Genomic DNA, 22,135 nt, shown 5'->3' on the forward strand with positions numbered 1-22,135 from the left:
TATGGCCCGACAGAAACTACGATCTGGTCCACGCTAAATGGCCTGACGGCACCGACACCTTATATTGGTCACCCCATCGCCAATACCCAGATCTATATTCTGGATCCGCAGGGGCGCGTGGTTCCTCTCGGCGTCGCGGGGGAAATCCATATCGCCGGTGCCGGCGTCGTTCGCGGCTATCTTGGTCGTCCCGATCTCACGGCAGAGCGCTTCATCCACGATCCGTTCTCACGTTCGCCAGAAGCCCGGATGTACAAGACGGGCGATCTCGGGCGCTGGCTGCCTGACGGCACACTTGAGTATCTGGGGCGTAACGATTTTCAGGTCAAAGTCCGCGGTTTCCGTATCGAACTGGGGGAAATTGAAACCCGCCTCGTCCGCTGCCCAGGGGTGCACGATGCTGTGGTTATTACCCGCGAAGATAGCCCCGGCGACAAACGGCTGGTTGCCTACCTCCGTGCTCAGCCTGATACGGCGCTTGATCCTGCCGAACTACGCCAGAGGCTAAGCGAAGAATTGGCTGAGTACATGATCCCGAGCGCATTCGTCACGCTGGATGCCTTCCCGCTCACGCCAAACGGCAAACTTGATCGCAAGGCGCTACCGGCACCAGACCAGTCGGCAATAGCCACTCGCGGTTATGAAGCACCTCAGGGTGAACTGGAAACCGCGCTGGCTCGGATTTGGCAAACGCTGCTGGGGCTGGAGCGTGTAGGGCGACATGACCATTTCTTTGAACTCGGAGGGCATTCGCTCCTTGCCGTGCAGCTAAACGCCCGCATACGTGCGGAATTTTTAACCGACATCCCCATCGTTGCCATTTTCCAACATCCGCAGCTATCCGCGCTGGCGGAGGTCATTCTGGCCGCACAAATTCACGCAGCCTGGGGAAATGACACCGACGCTCTCACACACGATCTCGACTCAATGTCAGCAGAAGAATTAATGGCGATTTTAGACGGAGACACGAACGATGAATAAAGAAAACATGAGCATTGAAGAGCTAAAACGCGCCGTTCTGGAGAAAAAAGTTAAAGAACAGCTGAAGCAGCGTGGACATCAACAGCGTCCGTCGATTAAGAAAGTCGATCGGAACATGCCGCTGCCACTCTCTTTTGCTCAACAGCGGCTGTGGTTTATTGGCCAGCTCGATCAAGCAGCCAGTCAGGCCTATCATCTTCCCGCGGCCCTGCGGCTTACCGGCAAACTCGACAAATTGGCGCTCACGGCTGCACTTGATAGCCTGATCGCTCGCCATGAAAGCCTTCGCACACATTTTGCGCTGGTTGATGGTCAACCCTGCCAGCAGATTGCCCCCGAAGAGACACGCTTTTGTTTATCCAGCCTCGACCTGCGCGACCTTGACGAAACGGCACAAGCCCAACGGGTAGCCGAGTTGACCGAGAGTGAAGCGCGTAAACCGTTCGATCTCATGCAAGGTCCGCTGATTCGCGGTCAGCTATTACAGTTGAGCGATGAAGAACATGCTTTGCTCATTACCCAGCACCACATCATCTCCGATGGCTGGTCTCTGGGGATCTTCGTGCGTGAATTTTCTGCCCTGTATCGCGCCGCACTCAGCGGCCACCCGGCACATTTACCACCGCTACCGATTCAGTACGCCGATTATGCCGCCTGGCAACGCGACTGGCTCAAAGAAGATACGCTCGCCGAACAGCGTAATTTTTGGCATAAGCAGTTACAGGGCGCGCCCGCGCTGTTAGAGCTGCCAACTGACCGTCCGCGCCCCGCAGTGCAGCGTTATGTGGGCAGCCATGTGTCTTTCCATCTCAGTGCCGATGTTCTTAATGCGCTCAAAATACAAGGCCATCAACAGGGAACCACGCTGTTTATGACCGTACTTGCCGCATGGAGCCTCGTGCTGTCTCGTCTCAGTGGTCAAGACGACATCGTCATTGGTACGCCGATCGCCAATCGTACCCGCCATGAACTGGAAGGGCTGATTGGCTTCTTCGTTAATACGCTGGCACTGCGTATTGAACTGAACCAGTGTAAGACGCTGGAAGCGCTGCTGGCTCAGGTTAAGGAACAGTCACTTTCCGCTTATGCCCATCAGGATCTCCCATTCGATCAGGTCGTGGAAGTGCTGCAACCCGCACGTAGCCTCAGCTACAGTCCCGTTTTTCAGGTGATGCTGGCCCTGAATAATACGTCGTCACAGAGATTAACGCTGCCCGATCTGGACGTCTCTTTTATTGAACAACCTAAACACAGCGCTCAGTTTGACCTGATGTTATCGATTAGCGAGACAGATAATGGTCTGACTGGCTCACTGGAATATGCCGTCGATCTTTTCGATCGGGAAACCATTGAGCGCGTGGCTGGCTACGTAGTAAATGTACTCACAGCTATTGCCACCGATGTGGAACAACCTCTGTGGTCCGTGCCGATGCTGTTGGCAGACGAGCGCCAGCAGGTGCTGGTCGACTTTAACCCAGCCAACGCCGAGCTGCCAGCTCCCGCGCTGATTCAGGCGCGCTTCGAAGCGCAGGTGCAACGTTCACCCGACGCTACTGCCGTCGTCTTCGAATCACGTTCGCTCAGCTATCAGACGCTCAACCGTCGCGCCAACCAGCTCGCCCATCACCTCATCGGCCTCGGCGTTAAACCCGATGACCGCGTCGCCATTTGCGTCGAACGCAGCCCTGAGATGATTATTGGCCTTCTGGCTATCCTTAAAGCTGGAGCCGCCTATCTTCCGTTAGACTCCGCCTACCCATCCGAGCGCCTTGCCTATATGTTGGAGGACGCCACTCCCGTGGCGCTACTCACCCAGTCGGCACTAACCGCTGTCCTGCCGGACACCGCATTGCCAACCGTACTGCTTGACGCACACGACGTCTTTGATGCGCAGCCTGACCACAACCCCGACGCGAACGCACTGGGCGTCACGCCGGGTCATCTCGCCTATGTTATCTACACCTCCGGCTCCACCGGTAAACCCAAAGGCGTTATGGTCGAGCATGCCAGTGTCACCCGCCTGCTCGACGCAACGCAGGACGATTTCCACTTTGACAACCACGACGTCTGGACCCAGTTCCACTCCTTTGCGTTCGACTTCTCCGTCTGGGAAATATGGGGAGCGCTCACCTACGGCGGCAGGTTGGTCGTTGTTCCAGCCCTGTGTGCTCGTTCACCTCAGGAGTTCTATTCCCTGCTCTGTCGGGAGCACGTAACGGTACTTAACCAGACGCCGGGGGCGTTCCGCCAGTTGATTGCCGCACGGGATGACGCTGACCACACGCTGCGCTGCATCATCTTCGGTGGGGAGGCGCTGGAGCTACATATGCTGGCCCCGTGGATAGCGGATAACCCGGTTGAACACACCCGTTTGATTAATATGTACGGCATCACCGAGATTACCGTTCACGCCACCTTCCGCGAACTGACTGCCGCCGATATCACCGCCGGGCGCGGTAGCCTAATCGGCAAGCCCTTGTCGGACCTGCGCGCCTACCTGCTTGACCCGCACGGTCAGCCGGTACCGGTCGGCGTTGCCGGTGAGCTCTATATCGGGGGAGCCGGCGTTGCGCGCGGCTACCTCAACCGTCCCGAGCTGACCGCTGAACGCTTTATTGTCGACCCGTTCTCTGAAAGCCCGGCTACCCGCCTCTACAAAACCGGCGACCTCGCCCGCTGGCTGCCTGACGGGACGCTAGACTATCTGGGGCGCAACGACTTCCAGGTCAAAGTGCGCGGTTTCCGTATCGAGCTGGGGGAAATCGAATCCCGTCTGGTGCAGTGCCCAGGCGTTCAGGAAGCGGTGGTGCTGGCCCGTGAGGATGTTCCGGGGGATACCCGTCTGGTGGCCTACATTCAGCCTCAGCCCGAAGCGGTACTGGAACCTGCCGAACTACGCCAGCAGCTCTCGACGCATTTAGCCGACTATATGCTGCCTAGTGCCTTTGTCACGCTCGATACTTTCCCGCTCACGCCAAACGGCAAGCTGGATCGTAAGGCACTCCCCGCGCCTGAACGTTCCGCCGTGGTAACACGCGACTATGAGGAACCTGTCGGGGACATTGAAACGGCATTGGCTAAAATCTGGCAAGACCTGTTAGGGTTAGAACGGGTGGGACGGTATGACCACTTTTTTGAACTCGGCGGCCATTCATTGCTGATTGTCAGTTTGATTGAAAAACTGCGTCACCTCGGCTTAAAACTCGACGTTCGTAGCGTATTTACTGCGCCGACACTTATCGAACTGGCTGATGCCATTCAACACGACCGGGGCGAATCCCGCTTCATTACGCCAGACAACCTGATCCCCGACGGTGCGGAACGCATCACGCCTGATATGCTGCCTCTGGTAGCGCTGTCGCAGCAGGAGATTGATGCCATTGCTGACACCGTTTCTGGCGGTGCCGCCAATATTCAAGACATCTACCCTCTGGCTTCTCTGCAGGAAGGCATTCTCTTCCATCATCGCCTGCATCCAGATAACGATCCCTATGTCGTATCGTCGCTCTTGCGGGTCGAAAATCAAACGAAGCTGGATGCGTTTATCGCAGCATTACAATCCGTAATTAACCGACACGATATTCTGCGCACGTCGATCCACTGGACGGAATTGACGCAGCCGGTTCAGGTGGTACATCGCCACGCAACGTTGAATGTGCATCATCTGGAACCAGAAAACAGCGTTGATGTGGTCACCACAATGCGGGAAAGAGTCGTTTCCTCACATACCTCAATGGATTTGTCTCAGGCACCATTAATGCATTTGTACGTAGCGCCTGATTCAACATCACCGGTGCTTTATATCCTGCTTCAATTTCACCACATCATTGATGACAACCTTTCACTGCGTCAGCTACTTGCGGAAACTACCGCGTTTCTGATGGGGAAAGGTGAGACGCTTCCACCCTCATTCCCGTATAGAAACTTTGTGGCTTATACCCGCCAGGAGGATAAAAACCAGGCAGCAGAAGCGTTTTTTCAAGACTATCTGGCGGACATCGACGAAATTACGGCTCCGTTTGGCGTGGCGAATATTCAAGCCAGAGGTGAAAGCGCGGCAGAAGCGCGTCAATCGCTTAGCCCCGCATTTTCACAAACGATCCGTGACGTTGCCCGCCGGTTCGGCATCAGTCCGGCAGCACTGTTTCACGCCAGTTGGGCATTGGTTATTGCCCGCACCAGCGGGCGAGACGATATCGTGTTCGGTACAACATTATCGGGACGTATGTCAGGCCTCGATGGCAGTACAACCGCACTAGGTATGTTTATCAACACGCTCCCCTTCAGAATAAAGCTGGCGGGTATGAGCGTGGCGACGCTGGTCAACACCGCGAATGACATTTGCGCCAGTTTATTACGCTATGAACAAACTCCGCTGTCTACGGCCCAGCAATACAGCGGGCTCGGCTCTATGCCGCTGTTCAGCGCCCTACTTAATTGTCGACACACCAATGACAGAGGTGTCGAAGCGCCGAATTTAAGACAGTTCGGTATAGAGAGCCTGTTTAGCCGTGAACGCACTAACTACCCATTGGGCATCTCAATTGATAATAATCGTGAATGTTTTTCGCTCTCGACCCAAGCCATCAGTCCTATCGATCCGAATAGAGTGAATGCCTATCTGTTGCAGGCAATAGAACAGCTCGTCACCCTATTAACCGATGCGCCAGAAACGCTCGCAGAGGCTATCAATGTATTGCCCGCCTCAGAATACGAGCAATTATCGGTAAGCTTCAACGCAACCCATAGCGATTTCCCAGATGGATCTTTAATCCATCAACGGTTTGAACAACAGGTTACCCAAACGCCTGATGCTATTGCGGTCGTGTTCGACGCGCAGACGCTTAGCTATGACGGCCTTAATCGTCGTGCCAACCAATTAGCCCACCATCTCCTGTCACTCGGCGTGCAGCCGGATGACCGTATTGCCATCTGTGTAGAACGCAGCGTGGAAATGATCGTCGGTCTATTAGGCATTCTTAAAGCGGGTGCGGCTTATGTCCCGCTCGATCCTGCTTATCCAGCCGAGCGTCTGACCTACATGCTTGATGACGCTAAACCGGTCGCACTGTTGACCCAGACAGCGTTGATTGAGACGCTGAACAGCACGTTGCCGCTGGTGATACTGGACGATCCGCAATTCACTGTGTTTAAGCATGCCTCGCAAGATAATGCGGATGTGCTGGGGCTAACGCCACATCATCTGGCGTATGTTATCTATACCTCGGGCTCCACCGGTCAGCCGAAAGGCGTGATGATCGAGCATCGTAGTCTGTGTAACCTTGCTAACGCACAGATTCGCGCATTTGGCATCACTGAAAATAGCCGGCTTTTACAGTTTGCCTCTTTCAGTTTTGATGCCTGTATCTCCGAAGTGACGACCACGCTGTGTCAGGGAGCCTGCCTCGTTCTGGCCTCTCGCGAGGCATTATTGCCCGGCGACGCGTTGATCAATACGCTGAAAAAACAAGCTATTACTCATATGACGCTTCCGCCAATTGCTGCCAGCGCCCTGGATCCTGCCGCAGAGCTTCCTGACTTGACGACACTGATATTCGCGGGCGAGGCGTGTCCTCCGGCATTAGCTAAACGCTGGGCAACGGCGAAGCAAGTCATTAACGCGTATGGTCCGACGGAAAGCTCCGTCTGTGCGACGATCTATCATTACCATCCAACCGAAGACGATTTTCTGCCCATCGGGAAACCGATCGACAATACCCACGTTTATATTCTTGATGCGAAGGGTCAGCTCGCGCCACTCGGCGTCGCTGGCGAAATGTATCTAGGCGGCGTCGGTATTGCGCGCGGCTATCTCAATCGCCCTGAACTGACCGCTGAGCGCTTTATTCCCGATCCGTACTCCGACCAATCTGGTGCCAGAATGTATAAAACCGGCGACCTTGGCCGCTGGCTGCCCGACGGCAATATAGAATATTTAGGCCGTAATGATTTTCAGATCAAACTGCGCGGCTTCCGTATTGAACTCGGCGAAATCGAAGCGCGTCTCATGGCCTGTCCTGAAGTACAGGATGCCGTCGTTATCGTCCGGGAAGATAATCCTAACGATAAACGACTGGTTGCCTATATACGGCCCAATACCGGTGCTGAAATCGAGCCGGCAGCATTGCGCCTGCAGCTCTCACAGCATCTGGCTGAATATATGTTGCCTGCGGCTTTTGTCACACTGGAACAGTTCCCACTGACTCCAAACGGGAAACTCGACCGTAAGGCGCTCCCAGCACCTGACCAACTTTCTGTTGCAACCCGTGGCTATGAAGCGCCGCAAGGTAGCATTGAGATCGCATTGGCGGATAGCTGGAAAACGCTACTGCGGCTGGATCGCGTTGGGCGCTATGACCACTTCTTTGAACTCGGCGGCCACTCGTTAATGGCCGTCAACTTGATAGAGCGGCTGCACCATCTGGGTTGGACAATTGATGTCAGCCGTATCTTCTCTACGCCGGTGCTGTGCGAGATGGCGCAGGCGGTACAAGCGAATCAGGACAAACCAGCGTTCTCGGTGCCGCCTAACCGTATTCCCAAACACTGCTCGGCGCTCACCCCCACGATGTTGCCTCTGGCTACACTCACTCAGGTAGAGCTGGACACCGTTGTCGCTACCGTATCCGGCGGCGCGGCCAACGTGCAGGATATCTATTCTCTCTCGCCGCTCCAGCAAGGCATTTTGTTCCATCATCGCCTGCAAGAGCAGGGAGATGCTTATCTGCTTAACAGTTTATTGGCCTTTGATAACCGCGAGCGGCTTGATACGTTTCTGCATGCCCTGCAACAGGTTATCGATCGCCACGATATTTTGCGTACCTCGTTCTGTTGGCAGGGGCTAACTCAGCCGGTTCAGGTTGTATGGCGTCACGCACCGCTGCTGGTGAGTACATTTGTCCCAGCCTCAGACGACAATATTCTCTCGCAGTTGAAAGCCTACACCGACCCGCGCCATCGTCGCCTTAATCTCAATCAGGCACCGCTGCTCTCCGCTGATATCGCCCATAATCCGGCGACAGGAGAATGGCTATTGGCATTTGGTTTCCACCATTTGGTTGGCGACCATATGACGCTGGATCTTATCGTCAGTGAGATCACCACCCTACTTCAGGGACGCGCAGAGACGTTACCGCCTTCGCTTCCATACCGGAATTTTATTGCCCAAATTCTGAGCGTACCGCCTTCTGTTCACGAGCAGTACTTCCGTTCTCGTCTGGCGGACATCGATACGCCGACCGCGCCTTTCGGCATCTTGAATACGCAAGACGACAGTGACCCTATTGCAGAAGCACGTCTTGTTCTGGATACCCCATTAGCGCAGGCGATTCGCAAACAGGCTCGCCAGCTTGGTATCAGTCCAAGCGTGCTATTCCATATCGCCTGGGCTCAGGTGTTAGCCCATGTCAGCAACAGCGATGATGTGGTGTTTGGTTCCGTATTCCTCGGTCGTTTGCAAGGAACGGCGGGGGCAAGTCGAATTATGGGGATGTTTATTAACACGCTACCTCTGCGTATCACCCTCGCAGACCGCAGCGTACTGGATGTTGTGCAGGAAACCTACCGCGATTTAACCGCGCTTTTGGAACACGAGCAGACGCCGCTGACACTGGCGCAACGCTGTAGCGGCGTCATGCCACCAATGCCGCTGTTCAGTGCGCTATTCAACTACCGGCATAGTCAGCCGGGCACAACGACAGACAGGGTATGGCGTGGTATGCGTTTGCTCACAGCGGAAGAACGTACTAACTACCCTTTCACGCTTTCAGTTGACGATCTTGGCGAGCGCTTCCGTCTGGTTTCTCAGGCTATTGAAGGGGTCGATCCACTGCGCCTCGCGCGTTATCTGGAAACCGCGATTCAGGCGTTAATTGAGGCGTTAGCCACGGAGCCAGAGCGCCCTATTATGACGCTGCCGATCCTACCGGAGGCCGAACGCCGGCAGGTCATGGTCGACTTCAACGCCACCGACGCCGACTTCCCGCAGGATGCGCTCATCCATCAGCTCGTTGAAGACCAGGCCGCCCGCACGCCCGAGGCCATCGCCGTCCTCTTTGAAGACCAGCACCTCTCCTATGACGCACTCAACCGCCGTGCCAACCAGCTCGCGCACCACCTGCTGTCACTCGGCGTCCAGCCCGATGACCGCGTCGCCATTTGCGTCGAGCGCTCTCTCGACATGGTCATCGGCCTCCTCGGCATTCTCAAGGCCGGTGCCGCCTATGTTCCGCTCGACCCCGGCTACCCCGCCGAGCGTCTCGCCTACATGCTCGACGATGCCGCCCCCGTCGCCCTGCTCACCCAGGCCGGCCGTCACGAGCTTCAGACCGGGGCTCTCCCGCTCATCCTGCTCGATACCGCCGACTTCAGCACGCTGAGTGACCACAACCCCGACATCGCCGGACTCGATGCCCACCATCTGGCCTACGTCATCTACACCTCCGGCTCCACCGGTAAACCCAAGGGCGTCATGAACAGCCATCGCGGACTCTGCAACCGTCTCGTCTGGATGCAGAACACCTATCGTCTCACCCCCGATGACCGCGTCCTGCAGAAGACCCCCTTCAGCTTCGACGTCTCCGTCTGGGAGTTCTTCTGGCCCTTGCTCTACGGCGCGCGCCTCGTCATGGCCCGTCCCGACGGCCACAAGGATGCCGCCTACCTCGCGCAGCTCATCGAGCGCACCGGCATCACCACCCTGCACTTCGTCCCCTCCATGCTCCAGCAGTTCGTCCAGTGGGCCGATGCAGACTGTGCCTGTGACTCACTGCGCCGCGTCATCTGCAGCGGCGAAGCCCTCCCGGCCGAACTCCAGCAGCGCTTCTTTGCCCGCTTCAACGCCCAGCTCCATAACCTCTATGGCCCCACCGAGGCCGCCATTGACGTCACCTTCTGGGCCTGTCAGCCTGACGACCACCGCAGCTTTGTGCCCATTGGCCGCCCCATCGCCAATACCCAACTCTATATCCTCGACGCCCTCGGCCAGCCCGTGCCCCTCGGCGTCGCCGGTGAGCTCCATATCGGCGGCGTCGGCGTCGCACGCGGCTACCTCAACCGCCCCGACCTCACCGCCGAGCGCTTTATTCCCGACCCGTTCAGCAACCGGCCCGGCGCCCGGCTCTACAAGACCGGTGACCTTGCCCGCTGGCTGCCTGACGGCAGCATCGAGTACCTCGGCCGTAACGACTTTCAGGTCAAGCTGCGCGGCTTCCGTATCGAACTCGGTGAAATCGAAGCCCGCCTCATGCAGTGTCCCGGCGTGCAGGAGGCCGTTGTCGTCGCCCGTGAAGACAGCCCCGGCGATACCCGGCTGGTCGCCTACCTCTGCCCGCAGCCCGGCGTCACCCCCGACCCCGCCGACCTGCGTCAGCAGCTCAGCCTGCATCTGGCCGAGTACATGGTGCCCGGCGCGTTTGTCACCCTCGACGCCTTCCCGCTTACCCCTAACGGCAAGCTCGACCGCAAGGCGCTGCCCGCCCCCGACCAGTCCGCCGTCGCCACCCGCGACTACGCGGCACCGCAGGGTGAGGTCGAAACCGCGCTGGCCGCTATCTGGCAGGAGCTGCTGGGGCTGGCGCGCGTCGGCCGCCACGACCACTTCTTCGAGCTCGGCGGCCACTCGCTGATGGCCGTCAGCCTGATTGAGCGACTCCGTAATGTGGGCCTGACGCTGGACGTGCGTAGCATTTTTTCCGCACCAGTGCTGAGTGACATGGCGCAGGCGATAGAGGCGCATCAGGATAAACCGGCTGTGGTGGTGCCGCCCAACCGCATTCCGGCAGACTGCACCGCCATCACGCCCGACCTGCTGCCGCTGGTAACGCTCACCCAACCGGAGATCGATACCGTGGTAACTACCGTCGCCGGCGGAGCTGCCAACGTACAGGATATCTATCCGCTTTCGCCTCTGCAGGAAGGCATACTCTTCCACTATCGCTTTCAGGAGCAGGGTGACACCTACCTGCTGTACCACTTGCTGGCGTTCCAGGATCGCGCTCGCCTTGATGCCTTTTTAGATGCGCTTCAGCAGGTTATCGATCGCCACGATATCCTGCGCACCGCCGTCTGCTGGCAGGGACTAAGCCAGCCGGTGCAGGTGGTCTGGCGTCAGGCAGTCTTGCCCATCAACACCTTTGAACCGACGTCATCAGATGACGTTCCGGCTCAGTTGAAGAAACAGACCGACCCACGCACCCGCCGTCTTAATCTGAATCAGGCACCGTTGCTCTCGGCCGACATTGCCCACGATCCGACAACGGGTGAATGGCTGCTAGCCTTAGGATTACACCACCTGATTAGCGATCATATGACGTTGACGCTGATCGTCGGTGAAATCCGCCAACTGTTGCAGGGTCAGCAGGATGCCCTGCCAACGCCGCTACCGTACCGTAACTTTATTGCCCAAATATTAAGCGTCCCGAACACGGAGCATGAAGCGTATTTCCGCGAACGGCTGGCGGATATTGATGCGCCGACGATTCCTTTCGATTTACTGGATACACAGGGAGAGGGAGAAAATATCGCTGAAGTCCGCATGCCGCTTCCTGCGCCATTATCCAGCGCAATATATCAGCAGTCCCGTCGTTTAGGGATCAGCCCCGGCGTGCTGTTCCATGTGGCCTGGGCGCAGGTGCTGGCGCAGACCAGCGGCCGTGACGATGTCGTCTTCGGCACAGTGCTGTTAGGCCGCTTGCAAGGTTCTGCGGGTGCCGACCAGGTCATGGGGATGTTTATTAATACGCTGCCGCTGCGGATTTCTCTTGCCGAACGCAGCGTTTTGGACACGGTACAGGAAACCTATCACGATTTGACAGCGCTGTTGGCACATGAGCAGACACCGCTTGCGCTCGCTCAACGCTGTAGCGGCGTGGCACCACCCATGCCACTGTTCAGCGCCCTCCTCAACTATCGCCATACGCAGATAAATAAAGATACCCGTCCCTGGGAAGGCATTCGGGTGCTGACGGAAAATATACGTACCAACTATCCGTTTACACTTTCGGTGGATGATATCGGGGACGGGTTCAGTTTCCTGGCACAAACCAGCACAGAAATTGATCCTGCGCGAATCGCTCACTATCTGCTCACCGCGATCCACGGTCTGGTTGAGGCATTGGAGAACGAGCCACAGCGCCCGGTCCTAACGTTATCCGTCCTGCCGGAAAATGAACGCCAAAAACTACTGGTCGATTTCAACGCCACTGATGTCGTACGACCTGACTCTGCACTCGCCCACGTGCAGTTCGAAGCACAGGTTAAACGCACTCCTGACGCCACAGCAGTGGTATTTGAGTCGCAATCATTAAGCTACGACGAACTTAACCGTCAAGCCAACCGCCTCGCCCATCACCTACTCTCACTCGGCATACAGCCGGACGATCGGGTCGCGATTTGCGTTGAGCGCAGTCTGGAGATGGTTGTCGGCATGCTGGCGGTACTCAAAGCCGGCGGAGCCTATGTGCCGTTAGATCCGTCTTACCCCGTTGACCGTCTGACTTACATGCTAGAGGACGCGGAACCTGTCGCACTGCTGACGCAAACCGATCTGGTCACCCAGTTGGGTAGCCATCTCCCTGTGATCGAACTCGATAATCTGCCAGCCGCTATCGCTGACGAGTCACCAGACCATAACCCTGATCCAGGATCGTTCGGTCTGACGCCACGCCACCTGGCCTATGTTATTTATACTTCCGGTTCTACCGGCAAGCCGAAAGGAGTGATGGTTGAGCATCGCAGTATGTGTAACCTGCTTAGCGGACAGATAGAGGCTTTGCATATTGGAGCAGACAGCCATGTGATTCAGTTGGCTTCTTTCAGTTTTGATGTCTGTATGCAGGAATGCTGCATGACGCTGCTAGCAGGTGCGACGCTCTACCTTGCCGAACGCGCGGTTATCCTGCCGGGGGCAGCACTTCGTCAAACGCTGGAAGACAACGCGATTACGCACATGCTGATAACACCGACAGCATTGGCGGCACTGGATGGGCTACCGGAAACATTACAGACGCTGGTCGTCGGCGGTGAAATTTGCCCGCCTGCGTTAGTCAAACGCTGGGCAGCCGGACGGCATATGTTTAACGCCTATGGTCCGACGGAAACCACCGTCTGCGCCACGCTTTATCCGTGCAGTATTCAGGATGAAAGAGAACCTTGCATTGGTCGCCCGCTTGCCAATACGCGGATCTATATTTTAGATCCACAAGGCAAACTGGTTCCCATCGGCGCGACCGGAGAAATTTACATCGGCGGCAGCGGCGTCGCACGCGGCTACCTTAACCGCCCGGCATTAACGGAAGCGCATTTTATTGCCGATCCGTTTACCGATGATCCCGATTCCCGCCTCTACAAAACAGGCGACCTGGGTCGCTGGCTGCACGATGGCAACATCGACTATCTGGGCCGTAATGACTTCCAGGTGAAAGTACGCGGCTTCCGTATCGAACTGGGGGAAATTGAAGCACGCCTTATTCAGTGTGCGGGGGTAAAAGAAGCCGTCGCGATTGCTCGTGAGGACGAACCGGGAGAGACACGTCTGGTCGCTTACCTCATTGCACAACCCGGTGTTGAGCTGGTGCCTGCCGACCTGCGTCAGCAATTGGCTCACCATTTAGCCGAATATATGGTGCCCAGTGCCTTTGTCACGCTCGATACTTTTCCGCTCACGCCGAATGGCAAACTCGATCGCAAAGCGTTACCCGTTCCCGATCGGACCGCTGTCGTGACCCGTACCTATGAAGCGCCAGTGGGTGAAAAAGAAACCGTTCTGTCGTCCATTTGGCAAAACCTGCTGGGCTTAACGCATGTCGGACGCCGGGATCACTTTTTCGAACTCGGCGGCCATTCACTGATGGCAGTTAACCTGATTGAGCGATTGCGTAATCTGGGTTACCGGCTTGATGTCCGTAGCGTCTTTGCATCACCCACGCTCGCCGATATGGCGGAGTCGATGCAGGTACAGCAGGAGAGTCATCTCAGCAGCGTTGCGGCTAATCTCATCCCCAACGATTGCAAACAAATTACGCCCGACCTGTTGCCGCTGGTCACACTGTCTCAGAATGAAATAGACGCTATCATCGATAGCGTACACGGTGGCACGGCCAATGTGCAGGATATTTATCCGCTCTCTCCCTTACAGGAAGGCATTTTATTCCATCATCGGTTGCAGGCGAAGGGCGATGCCTATCTACTCACTAACCTTGTCGCTTTCGATACCCGTGAACGCCTCGATGACTTTTTGGATGCACTACAGCGCGTCATCAATCGCCACGATATTCTGCGCACCGCTCTCTACTGGCAGGGATTAAATCAGCCCGTACAGGTTGTCTGGCGTCAAGCCCCGTTGAGCGTGAATACGTTTATTCCTGCGCAAACAGAGCACGTTTTGGCGCAGCTAAAGGCCTACACTGACCCCAGCGTTCGTCGGCTTAATCTGAATCAGGCACCGCTGTTTGCCACCGATATTGTTCATGACGCTGAGCGGAATGAGTGGCTACTGGCACTGACCTTTCATCACCTCATCGGTGATCACATGACGCTGGCGCTGATCATTGAAGAAGTGCGGCTACTATTGCAGAACCGTGGCGACGAACTACCGACGCCGTTGCCCTATCGTAACTTTATTGCGCAAAATCTCAGCGTCCCCACGTCAGCACATGAGGACTATTTCCGCAGCCGATTGGCTGATATCGACGAGCCTACCGCTCCCTTCGGCTTGCTGAATATACAAGGCGACGGAGACAATGTTGTGAAAGCCAGCCAGCTACTCGCCCCGTCGCTCGCCATGGCAATCCGCAAGCAGTGCCGCCAGTTAGGTATCAGCCCGGGTGTTCTGTTCCACGTTGCATGGGCACAGGTGCTGGCGCAAACCAGCGGTCGCGATGATGTCGTCTTCGGATCTGTGCTACTGGGTCGACTCCAAGGGTCGGCTGGCGCGGATCGGGTCATGGGCATGTTTATCAATACGCTGCCGCTTCGCCTCTCACTTGCCGAGCACGGCGTGCGGGATATCGTCCAATCCACCTACCGCGATCTCACCGCCTTGCTTGAACATGAGCAAACCCCGCTTTCCGTGGCGCTCCGCTGTAGCGGCGTGACGCCTCCTATACCGTTGTTCAGTACGTTGCTTAATTACCGTCATAGCCAGACAGGGGCAAATGACAACAGCGCCTGGAGCGGTATAAAACTTCTGGCGACCGAAGAACGGACCAACTACCCAATCACACTGTCCGTAGACGATCTGGGAGAAGGATTTAGTCTGGTGGCGCAGACCGTCAGTGAGATCGATCCCGCACGCATCGTGAATTATATGATGACGGCGTTACGTGGACTTGTTGAGGCGTTAGCCATTGATCCGCTACAGCCCATTCTTGGCTTATCAGTCCTACCGGAAGAGGAGCGTAAAACGCTGCTGGTCGACTTCAATGCGACCGAGGCAGAGCTCCCACGCGAGCTGCTTCATCAGCTCTTCGAACAACAGGCTGCGCGGACACCAGATGCCATCGCTGTCGCGTTCGAAGAACAGTTGCTCAGCTACGCGGAACTCAACCGCCGCGCCAACCAGTTGGCCCATCATCTACGTTCTCTGGACGTAAAACCGGATGACCGCATCGCGATTTGCGTCGAACGCAGCCCGGAAATGGTCGTCAGCCTGCTGGGTGTTCTCAAGGCTGGCGCAGCCTATGTGCCACTTGATCCGTCCTATCCGGCAGAACGTCTCGCTTACATGTTGGATGATTCTGCCCCGGTCGCACTCCTGACACACTCATCACTGCTTGAGTCGTTGCGTTGCGATCTGCCGACAATTCTGCTGGATAACGTTTCCCTGTTCGACGCCTACCCAGAGAGTAATCCAGAGGCCCAGACGTTCGGGCTGACGCCTCACCATCTGGCCTACATCATTTATACCTCGGGTTCGACAGGGAAACCCAAAGGCGTCATGGTTGAGCACCGCAACATTGTGGCCTCGACTTACGCCCGACAGTTAACCTATCCCCCGTTCGAACGGGTATTGCTGCTGTCCTCCATTGCCTTTGACAGCGCGCTTGCCAGCGTATTTGGCACGCTCACGCGCGGAGGAAGCCTGTATCTGCCAGAACAGACGATAACCGTCGATCCGACTGCCATTTTACATATGCTTCATGAGCACCGCATTTGCTGTTTTTTGTGCGTGCCGTCTTTGGCCCTGAGCCTCTTGCAGATGAGCCACAATGAGGAACTGACCTCTCTGCAAGCGCTGATTGTGGCGGGTGAACGCTGCCCGCCGGAAATCCATACCGCGATTGAACAGCTCGGTCTGTCAACCGCACTGTATAACGAATATGGTCCCACAGAAGCTGCCGTGTGGGCGTCCGTCTATCCTGTGGCGTCGTCCGAGACGTCCCACGAGCGATTCACCGTGCCAATTGGTCACCCTATCGCCAATAGCCAGATCTATATTTTGGATCCGCAGGGACGTCCAGCTCTGCTCAACGTCGCTGGGGAAATTTACATCGGCGGCGCAGGCGTGGCACGGGGCTATCTGAATCGCCCAGATCTGACGGCAGAACGCTTTATTCCCGATCCCTTCTCACACAAACCAGAAGCTCGAATGTATAAAACCGGCGATCTCGGCCGCTGGCTGCCGGACGGTAATATCGACTATCTGGGTCGTAACGATTTTCAGGTCAAGGTACGCGGCTTCCGTATTGAACTGGGTGAGATTGAGGCACGCCTCATGCAGCTTCCTAACGTGCAGGAAGCGGTGGTCGCCGCGCGCGAAGACATCCCCGGAGATATGCGTCTGGTTGCCTACCTTCGCTCTCAGCCTGACACCGATCTCAATCCCGCCGATCTGCGTCAGCAGTTGGCCGAACAGTTGGCTGAGTACATGGTCCCCAGTGCTTTTGTCACGCTCGATGCCTTTCCACTTACGCCAAACGGCAAGATTGACCGCAAAGCGCTACCCGCGCCGGATCAATCAGCCGTCGCAACACGCGGCTATGTCGCACCGCAAGGAGAACTCGAAACCGCATTGGCCCAGATCTGGCAAGATCTCTTGGGGCTGGACCGCGTTGGTCGCCATGACCAGTTCTTCGAGCTTGGTGGCCATTCCCTGATGGCAGTCAGCCTGATTGAGCGGTTACGCAATATCGGCCAGACACTGGACGTTCGTAGCGTGTTCTCCGCTCCTGTGCTCTGCGATATGGCACAGGCCATACTAACCAATCGCTCAAAACAACCTCTGGTCGTTCCTTCTGGCCTGATTTCACCGGACTGCACAGCCATTACACCGGAACTGCTGCCGCTGATTTCACTTTCTCAGCGTGATATTGACGCGATTGTCGCGACCGTTCCCGGCGGCGCGGCCAATGTGCAGGACATTTACCCGCTCGCGCCGCTGCAAGAAGGGATCTTGTTCCACTATCTGCTTCAGGAACAGGGAGATACCTACCTGTCGCAAACCGTGATTGCTTTTGATAGCCGTGAACGCCTTGATACTTTCCTCAGCGCGCTACAACGCGTTATCGAACGTCATGACATCCTGCACACCGCCGTCTGTTGGCAGGGACTTAGCCAGCCTGTCCAGGTGGTCTGGCGTCATGCACAGTTACCGATAAACACGCTGGAGATCGACTCGGACGACGATGTGCTCGGTCAGCTACGCGCCCATACCAGCTCGCATACGCGCCGTATCAATCTGAGTCAGGCACCGTTGCTCACCGCGGATATCGCTCACGATGCGGCCAATCAGGAATGGCTGCTGGCGCTAGGCTTCCATCATCTGGTCTGTGACCACATCACGCTCGCCCTGATGATTGACGAGATACGCACAATCTTGCAGGGCCATGATGATGATCTGCCAACGCCGCTGCCTTACCGTAACTTTATCGCTCAGATTTTAAGTGTGCCCATGTCCGCTCATGAAGCGTATTTCCGCTCCCGGTTGGCCGATGTAGAGGCACCAACCGCGCCTTTTGGTCTGATCGATATAAAAACGGCTGGCGAGCATGTGGACGAAACCATGCAGTATCTTGAGCCTGCATTAGCACAAGCAATACGCCACCGGGCAAACCGACTGGGTGTCAGCCCCAGCGTCCTATTCCATGTGGCCTGGGCACAGGTGTTAGCCCATGTCAGCAACAGCGATGATGTGGTGTTTGGTTCAGTCCTGCTTGGGCGTTTACAGGGTACGGATGGCGCAGACAGAGTAATGGGGATGTTTATTAACACACTGCCGCTGCGCATTTCCCTTAACGACCGCAGCACAATTGATGTCGTACGCTCAACCTATGATGAACTCATCTCGCTTCTGGAGCATGAACAAACGCCGCTGGCGCTGGCACAACGATGCAGTGGCGTCATGCCGCCAATGCCGCTATTCAGTACGTTATTCAACTTCCGTCATAGTCAGCACAGTGCAGCTAACAACGACACGGCCACCAGAGTCTGGCAGGGTATGCGTCAATTAACCGTGGAGGAACGCACCAACTACCCGTTAACAGTATCGGTGGACGATCTCGGTAAAAATTTCCGTCTGGTTGCCCAAACCAGTCCAGAAATTGACTCTAGCCGTATCACCCAGTATCTGAAAACCGCGATTCAGGCGTTAATTGAGGCGTTAGCCACGGAGCCAGAGCGCCCTATTATGACGCTGCCGATCCTACCGGAGGCCGAACGCCGGCAGATCATGCTCGACTTCAACGCCACCGACGCCGATTTTCCGCAGGATGCGCTTATCCATCAGCTCGTTGAAGACCAGGCAGCCCGCACACCCGAGGCCATCGCCGTCCTCTTTGAAGACCAGCACCTCACCTATGACGCACTCAACCGCCGTGCCAACCAGCTCGCGCACCACCTGCTGTCACTCGGCGTCCAGCCCGATGACCGCGTCGCCATCTGCGTCGAACGCTCTCTCGACATGGTCATCGGCCTCCTCGGCATTCTCAAGGCCGGTGCCGCCTATGTCCCGCTTGACCCCGGCTACCCTGCCGAGCGTCTCGCCTACATGCTCGACGATGCCGCCCCCGTCGCCCTGCTCACCCAGGCCGGCCGCCACGAGCTTCAGACCGGGGCTCTCCCGCTCATCCTGCTCGATACCGCCGACTTCAGCACGCTGAGTGACCACAACCCCGACATCGCCGGACTCGATGCCCACCATCTGGCCTATGTCATCTACACCTCCGGCTCCACCGGTAAACCCAAGGGCGTCATGAACAGCCATCGCGGACTCTGCAACCGTCTCGTCTGGATGCAGAACACCTATCGTCTCACCCCCGATGACCGCGTGCTGCAAAAGACCCCCTTCAGCTTCGACGTCTCCGTCTGGGAGTTCTTCTGGCCCCTGCTCTACGGCGCGCGCCTCGTCATGGCGCGTCCCGACGGCCACAAGGATGCTGCTTACCTCGCGCAGCTCATCGAGCGCACCGGCATCACCACCCTGCACTTCGTCCCCTCCATGCTCCAGCAGTTCGTCCAGTGGGCCGATGCAGACTGTGCCTGTGACTCCCTGCGACGCGTCATCTGCAGCGGCGAAGCCCTCCCGGCCGAACTCCAGCAGCGCTTCTTTGCCCGCTTCAACGCCCAGCTCCATAACCTCTATGGCCCCACCGAGGCCGCCATTGACGTCACCTTCTGGGCCTGTCAGCCTGACGACCACCGCAGCTTTGTACCCATTGGCCGCCCCATCGCCAATACCCAACTCTATATCCTCGACGCCCTCGGCCAGCCCGTGCCCCTCGGCGTCGCCGGTGAGCTCCATATCGGCGGCGTCGGCGTCGCCCGCGGCTACCTCAACCGCCCCGACCTCACCGCCGAGCGCTTTATTCCCGACCCGTTCAGCAACCGGCCCGGCGCCCGGCTCTACAAGACCGGTGACCTTGCCCGCTGGCTGCCCGACGGCAGCATCGAGTACCTCGGCCGTAACGACTTTCAGGTCAAGCTGCGCGGCTTCCGTATCGAACTCGGTGAAATCGAAGCCCGCCTCATGCAGTGCCCCGGCGTGCAGGAGGCCGTTGTCGTCGCCCGTGAAGACAGCCCCGGTGACACCCGGCTGGTCGCCTACCTCTGCCCGCAGCCCGGTATTGAACTGATGCCTGCCGAGCTACGTCAGCAGCTCTCGACACATTTAGCCGACTATATGATTCCGTCAGCCTTTGTCATGCTGGATACTTTCCCGCTTACGCCGAACGGCAAGCTTGACCGCAAGGCGCTGCCCGCACCTGACCAAACGGCCGTCGTCAGTCATGGCTATGAAGCGCCACAAGGCAAGGTAGAAACGAAGCTGGCGCACATCTGGCAAACGCTACTGGGTCTGGAGCGGGTAGGACGGCATGACCACTTCTTTGAACTTGGCGGCCATTCGCTGCTGGCAGTACAGTTGCTCAACCATATGCGTGAACAGGGAATGGAAGTATCACTCTCCACCCTCTTCTCTCATCCGACGCTGTCCGATCTGGCCTTCGTGGTTGGCAGCGCGACCTTAGCGACATCAGACTCGCCGTTTGATGTGAACCCTGTACCGCTCAGCCCTGAAGGGAATCTCCTGCCGCTATTCCTGATACACGAATCGACGGGAGATCCGTTAGTTTATTCAACCTTCGCCACGCTGCTACCACCAGCCTTGCCCGTCTACGCGCTGCAGTCGCTAGGCCTGCATGCGCTGCCGTCACCGCCAGCGTCTATTGAGGAACTGGCGACGGGCCATCTGAATGCGATCCGTCGTATTCAGCCTCATGGCCCTTATCGCCTTGCCGGATGGTCATTAGGTGGATCGATTGCTTATGAAATCGGGCTACAGCTGATTAATAGCGGCGAGGAGGTCGCGTTTCTTGGCATGATCGATTCCTATAACTTCAATCGGACAGACGCGCAGTCTGGTGAGCCAAAAAGCGTCTATTCCCACAAGGACTTAAGCGACGAACAGGAAAATATCAATATCATCCTCTTCTACTTACGTAATCACATGACGACGGCCGATGAACACGAGTTGGAGGATCTGCGCACGCTGGGAGACATCGAGCTAATCATTGCGCGCTGTCATGAACGTCAATGGCTTCCGTCCGGTATTACAAAAGAGGATATTCTTCTACGCATCAACAGCCAAAGAGCGATCTTGCAGTTGTCTGAACATTACCGGGCTCCGGCTTCAATCCTGCCGGTTCACCTCTACCGTTCAGAACACACCACCGATGACGATATCTGGGGAGAATGGCAGGGCATCGTCGGTAAGGATTCCGTTCTTCATCCTATCGGTGGAACTCACTACACGATAATGCAGCCACCCTTGCTGAATCAGGTTGCCGACTCGTTTAGCGAATTCCTGTTACCGAATGACTATGTGCCAAACATCGTTATCCAGAACGGTACGCCGGGCGCGCCTCCGCTCTTTTGTATCCCTGGGGCGGGTGCCAATGCTTCCAGCTTTATTGAACTGGCGCTGGCGCTGCCGACGCAACAACCCGTATGTGCCTTACAGGCACGCGGCCTGACAGAAATCAACCAACCGCCTTACATCAGCGTAGAGGGGGCTGCACGAGCCTATCTTCAAGGAATACGGCAAAAACAACCTCATGGGCCTTATCACCTGCTCGGGCATTCCTTTGGCGGATGGGTCGCCTTTGAACTCGCATTACAGCTACAGGCACAGGGAGAATCGGTTGCCAGCCTGATACTGGTGGATACCGATGCTCCCGACATTCAGGGGTGCCCGCCAAAATCAATCGATCGCGTTGAGACGATCATGAAATTGATCGACATCTACAACATGATTCTGACGCAGCCTTTAGCGCTGACGCGATCTCAGTTTGTGGATATGGCACAAGAGGAACAGATCAAACAGCTGCACCGCGCTCTGGTAAAAGCCGGTATTTTCTCTACGCACACGACCACATCGCTGTTGCAGGGAATTGTTCAGGTTATGCAAGCCAATCTGAACACGGTGTATACACCACGCACTCACTATGCAGGTGACATCTATCTGGTCAGTGCCAAAGAGGGGGATACCGATGAAAGAACGACGAACGACAGCGAATGGAGGAAGCATGTTACCCAGTTAGACCCGGTATTGATGCCAGGCAACCACATGACGATGCTCTCAATGCCACAGGTAGAACGGCTTGCCGACTGGTTATGGCAAACCCTAAACCCTAGAAAATAGCGAAAGCAGACTGTTGACGCG

The 22,135-nt window shown here is 56.7% G+C and carries 1 protein-coding gene and 1 pseudogene (1 of these 2 cut by a window edge); both read left to right on the forward strand.

Features of this window, described 5'->3' with window-relative positions; all coding sequences use genetic code 11:
• Positions 1–981 (forward strand): annotated as a pseudogene (locus H4F65_RS22000) (non-ribosomal peptide synthase/polyketide synthase); it begins 24,749 nt to the left of the window's first position.
• A complete protein-coding gene (locus H4F65_RS06500) occupies positions 974–22,114 on the forward strand; it encodes a non-ribosomal peptide synthetase (RefSeq protein WP_205536105.1) in 21,141 nt (7,046 codons plus the stop codon). Before H4F65_RS22000 ends, H4F65_RS06500 begins: the two are co-directional and overlap by 8 nt.
• The last annotated feature ends 21 nt before the right edge of the window (positions 22,115–22,135 follow it).

The sequence above is a fragment of the Pectobacterium brasiliense genome, assembly GCF_016950255.1.
Taxonomy (GTDB): Bacteria; Pseudomonadota; Gammaproteobacteria; order Enterobacterales; family Enterobacteriaceae; genus Pectobacterium; species Pectobacterium brasiliense.